Below are 2,667 nucleotides of genomic sequence, written 5' to 3' on the forward strand. Positions count from 1 at the left end.
CCCGCCATTTCCGGGTAGAAAAGCCGGTAGCCGGTGCCGAGAAATTTGCCGGCGCCGAGCGCGGCGCGGCCGTCCGTCACCAGGCTTGCGACATCCTCGGCCTGCATGTCATAGGCGCACAGGATCGCCCCGTCGCAGACCTTGCCGACAGCCGCCAGATCGCAGCCGCCCAGCCAGCCTTCCTTGAGGTCGATGATGAGGACCTTGGTGACCGGATGCGCCACCTCGCGCAGCTCGGCGATCAGACTGGTCACCGGCTCGAAGCGCCAGACCAGATAGGCGTGTAGCTCCGGCCATGGCCCGAAAACCTCGAGTCCGCTCGCTGGAAAGCTGGGGAAGCGCCGCTCCGGCACTGCGCGCTCGCAGGTCTCGACAATCCATTGCCGGACGAGCGCTCGCGCCGGTTCGGCGTTGACCCCGGCTTTGGCTGCGCGATCGACACAGGAGGGACAGAAGCACAGCGACAGCAGGAAATCCTCCTCGGGCGTGAGGCCGACGCCGTCCTTTTCGTGATGGTACTCATGGGCAAATCCCATGAAGGAAGGGCTTTCGAGTTCGATCCTGTCCGGTTTGTAGCCGTGCGAGATGTCCGCAACCAGCGCCCGGACATAGGCGCGCGCGTCGGGATGCGAGGGACAGAGATTGTAATAGTTGGGATCGCCGAAGGCGTTGCGAGTGACCGCCTCGGGATGAAGCATGCCGAGGCGGGTGTTGTGCAGGCACACCGTCCAGCAAGAGACCCCGGGGCCGCCCTGTTCCCGCCGGCGGACGAGTTGGCCAAGCACGTCGCCGCCTTCGCTGATCACATCCGCGACCTTGGGCTGGATGGCGAGGTCGGCCCATCGCGCCGCTGACGGCTTGAAATAGATGGTGCCATCCTCTGGAAAATAGGCTTTTCGCCGCGGGCTACGCGGCTGCAGGAAGCGACCGGCATGATAGGAGGTGGCCAGGCTGATCATGTTGAGGCCGGCGCGCTGGACAATATCGCGCTCGACCGTCTCCAGGCCGAGATCCTGAATGTCCCAGGGATAGGTCCACATCGAAAGCTGCATGCTCATCTTCGGTTCTTCGTCCCTTCCGGGCCGGCGTCAGCCTTCGACCGGCTCGGCCACTTGCATCAGGCAGTCGCCCGCCTCGCACATGGTGTGCAGCCGGCGCGACAGCACGATGCCGCTTTCGGAGAAACGTATCGCCTCCTCGGCAAGCTCCAGCCGTTCGAGATCGTGATACCATCCCGCCAGCTGGCCAGCACTGACGCTGTCGCCGAGGCGGACCGCAGGCTCGAACCAGCCGCGCCGCGTCGAGTAGATGCCCTGGCTGTGCCTCGACAGCGAAAGCAACCGCGTCGGCTTCGCCGGCTCTGCGTCCGATGTGAGCACCGGCGCCGCGACCACGCCCAGCTCGACCATCAGGCGATCGAGCGCGCGAGCGGTAAGCGTCATCGAATTGACGGTAGCGGTTCCGCCGCCGCCGAATTCGCCGCTGACGCCGATGGCGCCAGCCCGGCGCGCGGCACCCATCGAGGTCGGCGAGGCCTGGCCGTTGTCTGCGACGAAGCCGAACGGCATCCCGAGCGCGCGCATTAGCTCGACACCCCGCCGATGGCGCTCGGCATCGGCATTGCGCTCGACCAGCGCCGTCGGCAGATGCTCCATCGAGGTGCCGCCCGAATGGATGTCGAAGACGACATCGTGACGGGAAAACAGTTCCGTTTCCAGGAAATGGGCGAGCCGACTGGTCGGCGTGCCCGTCGGATCGCCCGGGAACGCGCGGTTGAGGTTGCCGCCGTCCAGCGGCGAGCAGCGCTTGGCGGCCATAACCGCCGGCGCATTCGCCATCGGCAGGATTGTGATGCGACCGCTGATTGCGGCCGGATCGAGCCGGCGGATCAGCTTGGCCAGCGACAGCTCGCCCTCATACTCGTCGCCGTGGTTGCCAGCCATCAGCAGCAGTGAGGGACCCTTCCCGTTGCGAATGGTGCAGATCGGTACCTTGACCTGGAAATAGGGTGAGCGGTCGACCGAGAACGGAATGCTGAGATAGCCGTGCGTTTTGCCTTCGCGGTCGAAATCGAGCGTGTGGACAAGGCCGGTATGCATGCTGTCCTCTCAGGCGGCCGCGACGGCGGTGACTTCGATGCGCAGGTCCGGGTCGGCCAGACGCGCTTCGACGCAGGCGCGTGCCGGCAGGCGCTCGGGATCCACCCAGGCATCGTAGATCTTGTTCATCGCGTCGAAATCGCCGATCTGCGGCAGGAAGATGTTGACCGCCACGAGCTTCGACTTGCTGCTGCCGGCCTCATGCAGCAGCGCCTCGACTTTGGCCAGAACATCGCTGGTCTGCGCTTCGATGCCCCCCTTGCGGTCGTTGGCGACCTGGCCGGCTATATGCACCATGCCGCCATACACCACCGCCTGCGACATGCGAGAGCCGGACTGGAAGTATTTGATCATCTCGGATCCTTTCGAGTTCTTTTTGGAGGCCTGGTCAGCCGAAATAGGTCGGAAAGACATGGGCCACACGACCGGTCTCATCCACGCCGAAAATAACGCGATAGCGGTCGAGGCAGGTGCAGGGATGCGAAATGCCGAATTCGATGACGTCGCCGACCGCGATGTCGTCGCCAGGCTGGAGAGCCAGGAAGGCATGCTGATCGTTGAGCTTGAC

The 2,667-nt window shown here is 64.8% G+C and carries 3 protein-coding genes and 1 pseudogene; all 4 read right to left on the minus strand.

All coding sequences use genetic code 11. The features are described 5' to 3' along the window. Window positions 1–1,052: hypothetical protein (locus EOA60_RS27830; RefSeq protein WP_128312235.1), on the minus strand; the 1,052-nt coding region annotated here is incomplete at its 3' end. A gap of 36 nt (window positions 1,053–1,088) precedes the next feature. Next, a complete protein-coding gene (locus EOA60_RS27835; protein ID WP_095826089.1) occupies window positions 1,089–2,099 on the minus strand; it encodes a succinylglutamate desuccinylase/aspartoacylase family protein in 1,011 nt (336 codons plus the stop codon). 9 nt (window positions 2,100–2,108) lie between these two features. Then, on the minus strand, window positions 2,109–2,453 hold the full coding sequence (locus tag EOA60_RS27840; protein WP_095826090.1) for a RidA family protein: 345 nt from the start codon (window positions 2,451–2,453) through the stop codon (window positions 2,109–2,111). Between the two features lie 34 nt (window positions 2,454–2,487). Beyond that, window positions 2,488–2,667: pseudogene (locus EOA60_RS27845) on the minus strand (amino acid deaminase); the annotation flags it as partial.

Source organism: Mesorhizobium sp. M1A.F.Ca.IN.020.06.1.1, from assembly GCF_004023265.1.
Taxonomy (GTDB): domain Bacteria; phylum Pseudomonadota; class Alphaproteobacteria; order Rhizobiales; family Rhizobiaceae; genus Mesorhizobium.